Source organism: bacterium (assembly GCA_019695335.1).
In the GTDB taxonomy this organism is placed as follows: Bacteria; CLD3; CLD3; order SB21; family SB21; genus JABWBZ01.
Genome location: JAIBAF010000022.1, coordinates 44,463 through 52,669, shown reverse-complemented (window position 1 = coordinate 52,669; position 8,207 = coordinate 44,463). Strand labels below are relative to the sequence as shown.

Here is an 8,207-nt window from a genome sequence, read left to right as displayed (position 1 = left end):
CTTCCTTCCAGACTTACTCCCAATAACTTCTGCGCTTCGACGGCAAATTCCATCGGAAGTTCGCGGAAGACTTCCTTACAGAATCCGTTGACGATCATATTGACGGCGTCTTCGGTCGAGAGTCCGCGCTGATTGCAATAAAAAATCTGGTCTTCGCCGATTTTAGAAGTGGATGCTTCATGTTCGACCGTTGCAGAATTGTTTTTAACTTCGATGTAAGGAAATGTGTGAGCGCCACATTTATCGCCAAGCAGAAGTGAATCGCATTGTGAAAAATTGCGTGCGTTGGCGGCGCCTTTTTGAACTTTGACGAGACCGCGATACGTGTTTTGACCGAAACCTGCCGAAATACCTTTTGAAACGATCGTACTGCGTGTATTTTTACCGATATGGATCATTTTAGTGCCAGTGTCGGCTTGTTGACGGCCATTGGTCACAGCGACGGAATAAAATTCGCCAACCGAATTATCACCCATCAAAATACAACTCGGATATTTCCATGTAATAGCCGAACCGGTTTCCACCTGTGTCCATGAGATTTTAGAATTGACACCGGCGCATTTACCGCGTTTGGTGACGAAATTATAAATACCGCCTTTGCCTTCTTTATCGCCGGGATACCAGTTCTGGACGGTGGAATATTTGATTTGTGCGTTGTCGAGAGCAACCAATTCAACAATCGCCGCGTGCAATTGATTTTCGTCACGTACCGGTGCGGTACAACCTTCGAGATAGCTGACGTAGCTGCCTTCATCGGCAACAATCAACGTGCGCTCAAATTGCCCGGTATTTTTTGCATTGATCCGAAAGTACGTCGAAAGTTCCATCGGGCAGCGCACGCCTTTGGGTATATAGACAAATGATCCGTCACTGAATACGGCTGAGTTCAGTGTAGCGAAAAAATTATCGGTGTAGGGCACAACTGACCCGAGATATTTTTGAACCAGGTCAGGATGTTCTCGAACGGCATCGGAGAAAGAACAGAAAATGATACCGAGTTCTTTCAGTTTGGATTTGAACGTTGTCGCAACCGACACACTGTCGAACACGGCATCGACGGCAACACCGCTGAGAATTTCCTGTTCCTTCAGCGGAATACCTAGTTTCTCATAAGTTTTTAGAAGTTCAGGATCAACTTCATCCAGACTGTTTAATTTTTTCTGCTGTTTGGGAGCGGCGTAATAAACGATGTCCTGATAATTGATTTTCGAGTAATGAACATTTTGCCATGACGGCTCGCCTTCTTCCAGCATTTTGAGCCAATGGCGATACGCCTTTAAACGCCACTCGAGCAAAAAAGCAGGTTCATTTTTTTTAGCCGAAATTAATCGAATGATGTCCTCATTCAGCCCGGGAGGAATCGATTCGGATTCAATATTGGTAACAAAGCCGTATTTGTAATCGGTACCGGTTAGTTGCTCAATTTCATGCACTTCAGTGCTCATGAAATCTCCAATATAAATTAAATATTAATAATATTTTAAAACAAACGTCATTTGAAAATTTTATTTTCAAACGGGTTGTAGTATAATCATTCTATACAAAAATGTCAAGATTAGATTTTGACTTTCTTGGTGGTAAGATATAACTTGACAGTACTGATTAAATATTACTACACTCGCGGACGGATTTATCAGAGGACGTGTGAAGATGAATATTTTGCTTATAAGTTTGGTCCTGCTATGCTTTCATAACACGGCGAAATCTCAGGAAAAAAAGATAACGCCGATTCAGAAAGGCGATTCCGCGCCATCATTTTACTTGCCCACACTAGACGGTGATAAATTTTTTTTGCGCGACTATGTCGGCATACCGCGTGAACTCAAACCATTGCCGCGCCGGGTTTTGATCATAAGCTTCTTTGCATCTTGGTGTGCTCCATGTCGTAAAGAAATTCCGGAGCTACAAAAACTTAGGCAACAATATCCCGGTAAGGAGTATGAAATAATTCTGATCAATACCGGTGAAAAAGAAGAGTTCGTCAAAAAAATTACATCAGATCAAGGATATTGGCTCCCGATACTTCTGGATCACTATGGAGTTGTGGCCAAAAAATATTGCCCGTCGGATTCAACCGGCGCCATAATATTACCAACTCTCGTTATTATCGGCGAAGATGGCATTATCCAATACGTTCGTACAGGCTACGAAGATGGGGATGATGAACCGATCAAAAATATCATTAAAAGTCTGAAAGCTGATTGAAAAAAATGTTTGATATAAAACTTTTTTAAAAACCTCTTGCAGTTGGCATCCGGAAATCCTATCCTTGCCCCGAAAAAAACAACGAAATCACCATTTAATTTTAATGATATTCAGATTCATTACAATATTGGCAAGTATCATCATTGTCAATTCTTTATCGGCGCAATCGCAATGGTATTGGCAAAATCCGATTCCTGCAGGTAATGTTTTTACAGATGCGCACTTTAATAGTCAGGGGCATGGAGTGGTAATCAGCCTGCGCGGATCCGTGACCAGAACAACGGATGGCGGTGGTACCTGGCTGACTCCGGATAGTGTCAGCAATCGCGACCTGACTGCGGTTTCTTTTATCAATGAATCGACCGGATTTATTGCCGGTGACAATCGAATTTATCGTACTCTTGACGGTGGCAAAACGTGGGATGAAAGGTATCATTCGGAAGATACCGTATTTTCCGTTGAAGATTATTTCCTGGATATCGCCTTTGGCGATCAACAAACCGGATTTGCAGTCGCGTATCTTGGAGAAGTCCTGCGAACCAACAATGGCGGGGCGACATGGACTCCACTGCCTCCACTGCCGGATAATCCGCAATTATCAGCCGTAATGATGCGTACTTCGAACACTGGTATCGTTGTTGGTACAGGAAGTTCCACACACAATTATTCAATTTATCGTACGACGGATGGCGGCGATTCGTGGACAATACCCGCTATTACCAATAAATCTGACGATGAATACATCGGGCTTAATCACGTCACGTACGTAGATAATTCGATCTGGGTTGGAGTTGGAAGAAACGGAGTAATTGTACGTTCGACTGATGATGGAAAAACTTGGAATAAAATTCGCGAAGAAACGGACATAATCGCTTTTGATTTTTATCATGTTGCTTTTCGCGATCCTTCGAATGGAGTCGCCGTTGGTGATGCAGGAAAATATTTTACCACTTCGGATGGCGGGCTTTCATGGAATGAAGAAAGTATCGGCATTGACGATGACATTCGCAGTATCCAATTTCTGACGGACGGAACGGAATGGTTGGTAGGCGCTTTTAACACAGTTTATAAAAAGCCGCCGGGAGCAAATCGGACATCACGCATGCAAGGCGCCGTCGAGCCGGTACTTGATATAAAATTATTTTCTTCTACGCACGGTATTGGCGTAGGCGATCACGGAACGGCCGTATATACTACTAATTCCGGAAAACAGTGGCATACAGCCTCGCTTAATTCTTCGAGAACTTTTCATTCCTTGTCTTTAACCGGCGAGGAGTCGGCTATCGCTGTCGGTGACAGCGGATGGGTGATTCGCTCAACCGATGGCGGAATATCGTGGTCATCAATGCATTCGGGTTATTACAACACGCTTTACGGAGTGGATTTCGTTAACTCGAACAATGGGTTATCGGTTGGTCAATCCGGTATTATTTTGCGAACCACGGATGGTGGTAGCTCGTGGACACAGTGTGTCTCTAACGTTATAGCCAATTTACGGTCCGTTAAATGGGTAACACAACAAAAAGCAATAGCCGTTGGCTCGCATGGGCTGATTACACGGTCGACCAACAGCGGATTGTCATGGCAAGTCGTCGCTTCTCCAATTCAAAGTGATCTCCGATCGGCAGTTTTTGCGGATAGTATGAACGGCATTGCGGTTGGAATCGATGGAGCGGTCATTCGTACAACCAATAGCGGATTTTCGTGGGAAAAAATTGTCATTAAACGTGACGGAGGTTTGGGCGTACAGATACCGATCGAAGATGCTTTCTACGACGTGGATTTTATCACGCCGTCAAAGGTAATAGTTGTTGGAGAGTTCGGCTCGGTCTATCGGAGTCTGGATACCGGCAAAACTTGGCAAATTGATACGGCGTATGCTACCAAATTTTTTCATGACGGTTACGCCGTTGATTTTCTAAATGATACTACCGGTACAACTGCCGGTCAATACGGTAATATCATTGCCTATCGTCCGGCCGGATTCGTTCCACATGAACCGGAACCGGAGATTCCCGAAACGATATTTCTTGCTCAAAATTATCCGAATCCTTTTAATCCTGAAACGCGCATTCCGTATGGTTTGACTAATCCCGGCCCGATCAAGATTACGATTTACAATGTTCTGGGACAGGAAATACGGACATTACTTGTCGCGCATTCACATCCTGCCGGTGAATTTACCGTTACATGGGACGGAAGGAATCGAAACGGTCGCACCGTTGCCAGCGGAGTGTATATATGTGTCATGCGTTCAGGAAAAATTACTAAATCACGAAAGATGTTATATGTTAAATAGATCGCTGATTATGTTTCTTCTCGCCATAGTCGGACCTGTAACCGTGTTTGCTCAGGCTCCGCAACCGCGGCGCGTCATTGTTAAATTCAAATCGGCCACATTGCAGAAACTTTCCGAACCGACCTCATCCGCATTACGAAAAGAAATGGCATTGTCGCGCGTGGCTTCCTTGCATGTGATGAATGGAGAAATCTGGGAGTTGCAGGATTCTACCGTTTCAATCTCCAATGTAGTAGCTCGGTTGCGCGATCAGGATTGGATCGAATATGCGGAGTTAGATGAATGGATTCCATTCCCCAAAATCATTCAGGAAGAAAGTGTTTCGGCAGCCGATGCTTTAGCCAGCGATCCGCTCTTCAATGATCTGTGGTCAATGAATAATACTGGACAATCCGGAGGTAAAAGTGATGCGGATATTGACGCCGTTGAAGCGTGGAATTTTCAAACCGGTAAACGAATCAAGATCGGCGTGATCGATACAGGCATTGACTGGAATCATGAGGATCTTAAAGAAAATATTTGGATCAATCCGGGCGAAGATATCGATCATGACGGAAAACTTACATCCAACGATCAGAATGGAATCGACGACGACGGTAATGGTTTTATCGATGATATAGTGGGTTGGGATTTTGTTAATAATGACAATCAACCATACGACGATATAGGCCACGGAACACACGTGGCCGGAACAATTGCTGCAGTTGCCAATAATGGAAAGGGCGTGGCCGGCATTGCGTGGAGTGCACAGCTAATTGCATTGAAATTTTTGGGTAAACGCGGTGGTCGAGTTTCAGACGCCGTGCAAGCGATTGACTATGCCACGATGATGGGCGCGAAGATTACCAATAACAGTTGGGGCGGGAGCGGTTACTCACGCGCTCTTTACGATGCAATTGAAGCAGCGAATCATGCCGGATGTTTATTCATGGCGGCGGCCGGCAATGATGGCTGGGACAATGCCGTATTTAGTCAATTCCCGGCTAATTACGCATTGGATAATATTATTTCCGTCGCAGCGACCAATCGGCAGGATGTGCTGGCTGGTTTTTCTAATTATGGAAAAACCATTGTCGACCTTGCAGCGCCGGGGGACGAAATTATAAGCACTGTTCCTAATAATAAATATGCCAAATATTCCGGTACGTCGATGGCAACACCGTTGGTCACCGGCGCGGCGGCTTTATTATGGTCTGAAAATCCGCAATTGCCCCATTGGCGCATTAAAGAAATTTTATTGGAAACAGCCGATAAATTAAACTCGCTTGAGAGTAAAGTCGTAACCGGTGCAAGACTCAATGTATTACAAGCGCTTTTAGAAACTCATACTTCAGTTATTGTTGATCCCGATACGATTTCATTTCCTGTGATCTTGACGGGATTGACATCCGAAAAAGCCATTCGCATAAAAAATTATACTGATCAAACCAAAACGATTACTGCAAGTTCTAATTCGGCTGCATTTCAGCTATCTGAAATGTCTTTCCAACTGGCGCCTCATACAGCCGTTGATATTTCGTTAACTTTTTCTTCGGTAGTTGCCGATAATTTCGAATCAACCGTTGTGATTAAGGAAAACGATATTACGATTAAATCGGTGGTCACCGCGGCGACGGCCGTTAATAATCTCCCGACGGTGGGTTATTCAAAAGATGTATTTCAAAAACAAATGCTTTCGCAATCAACGGTATACGACACGCTTAAACTGAATAATTTGGGCAACAGCGATCTTAACTGGAATATTACTTCGCCCATGCCGTCATGGTTGAGTATTATGCCAATGAGCGGAACGATTCCGTCCGGGCAAACGACAGAGGTTGTTTTAGAATTCTCTTCCAACTCGCTCAAAGTTTTTGATGAGCATTTTACCAATATTGATTTTGCGACTAACGATCCGAATTTAGTACTATTGCGCATCGGCGCATATGTAAATGTTGAACAATTTACTCGCGTCACCACTGGATCCATCGTGACTGGCGGAGGAAATTCGTATTCGAGTAATTGGATTGATTATAACAACGACGGTTTTCAAGATCTTCATGTTGTAAACTACGGTGAAAACGATTTTTTGTACAAGAATAATGGTGATGGAACATTTACATCCATAACCAATTCCGGGATTACACAAGATGGCGGCGCAGGATCGTATTCTGCAAGCTGGGCGGATTATGACAACGACGGATATGTTGATGCGATGGTAGTGAATGCTGACGAAAATGGAAATAATGCGTTATACCGTAATAATCAAAATGGCACATTTACAAAAATCACCGGTCAGATCGATCACGGGGCAGCAAAGCAGTATTCAGTTGCCGGGGCATGGGGAGATTTTAATAATGACGGGTTTGCTGATTTATTTGTAGCCAATGAAGGTTTTATAGTCAATCGATATGGGAAGCAGAATTTTTTATATTACAATCAAAATGGAATATTTACACGTTCAACTCAGCCATTGATTGCCAATGACACGACTTGGGAGAATAGCGTTTCACTGGTCGATTATGACAATGATGGCGACACGGATGTATTGACAACTAATTGGCCATATCCTAATATTTTATACACACAAACCTCTGCCAATCAGTTTACGCGTATGTTTCTCGGACAAGGAATTCCGAATGATTACTGGAGCAGTAACTGGGCCGATTATGATAATGACGGCGATCTCGATGTTTTCATGACAGGATTATCCCAAGTGAGTTTGAATCCCAATAAACTTTTCCGTAACGATGGTAACGGAATGTTTACGGAATTGGTTGACGCCGAAATGGCTAAGCATCGTGCGTATTTCTCGATCGGAAGCACTTCGGGCGATTTTGATAATGATGGCGATATCGATATTTATGTGGCCAACACCAAAGATTTTGTTGGCGGTCCTGATCCGGGTTTCTTTTTTGTCAATGAAGGTGGCATGCAATTTAAACGTATTGAAAGCAGTGTCATCACTTCTGAAATGATCGTGGGACACGGTTGCAGCTTTGTTGATGTCGATCGAGACGGTGATTTGGATCTTTTCGTCGCCGCAGGTACGGACGATCACAATGATCCCGACAATCCAATCTCAAACAATAACTTGTTGTTCCTCAATAACGGCAATGCTTATCATTGGATGAGTGTGCGTGCAGTCGGTGAGACGGCTAATCGTAGCGGAGTAGGAGCTCATATTCGTGTGAAGGCGACGATCAACGGGCATTCGGTTTGGCAATTGCGTGAAGTACAGTCATTGACGGGTTATGCATCGCAAGACGGCTTTGAAATCCATTTTGGGTTAGGCGATGCTACGACCGTAGACTCACTTGTTATTGACTGGCCGAATACAAATCATACACGTACAGTTTACACGAATTTAGCGGTCGATAAATTTTATACAGCCAAAGAAAACGGGCAGATTCTTTCAAAATCGCCGCGAACGAAAATTCCCGAAGTTTTTTCTCTTGAACAGAATTATCCAAATCCATTTAACCCGACGACCTCGATACACTATGAATTATCCCAAAAGGCAAAAGTGACATTAAAAATTTATAATGTTTTCGGGCAGGAAGTGAAGACATTGATTGCCGGAAAAGATCATGTCGCCGGGCGTTATGATGTCGAGTGGAATGGCCGTAACGATCAGGGAAATCAGGTCGCGTCAGGCATCTATTTTTATCGTCTCCAAGCCGGTTCACTTAACAAAGTCATGAAGATGACGTTTATAAAATAA

General features: G+C 43.8%; 4 protein-coding genes. 3 read left to right on the top strand and 1 reads right to left on the bottom strand.

What is annotated here, in order from left to right; translation table 11 throughout:
- Positions 1-1,445 (bottom strand): Fe-S cluster assembly protein SufB (gene sufB, locus K1X84_07725; protein MBX7151513.1); only part of this gene is annotated, 1,445 nt, incomplete at its 3' end.
- A gap of 205 nt (positions 1,446-1,650) precedes the next feature.
- On the opposite strand from sufB, the gene K1X84_07720 reads away from it, so the two are divergent.
- From K1X84_07720 to K1X84_07710, 3 genes are all read left to right on the top strand, one after another.
- Positions 1,651-2,205 carry a TlpA family protein disulfide reductase gene (locus K1X84_07720; protein MBX7151512.1) on the top strand — a complete coding sequence of 185 codons (555 nt, stop codon included), beginning with the start codon at positions 1,651-1,653 and terminating at the stop codon, positions 2,203-2,205.
- Between the two features lie 64 nt (positions 2,206-2,269).
- Positions 2,270-4,504: a T9SS type A sorting domain-containing protein gene (locus K1X84_07715; protein ID MBX7151511.1), complete on the top strand. Its 2,235-nt coding sequence runs from the start codon at positions 2,270-2,272 to the stop codon at positions 4,502-4,504.
- Positions 4,494-8,207 (top strand): S8 family serine peptidase, encoded by a 3,714-nt coding sequence (locus tag K1X84_07710; GenBank protein ID MBX7151510.1) that lies wholly within the window; start codon positions 4,494-4,496, stop codon positions 8,205-8,207. The genes K1X84_07715 and K1X84_07710 overlap by 11 nt, the downstream gene beginning before the upstream one ends.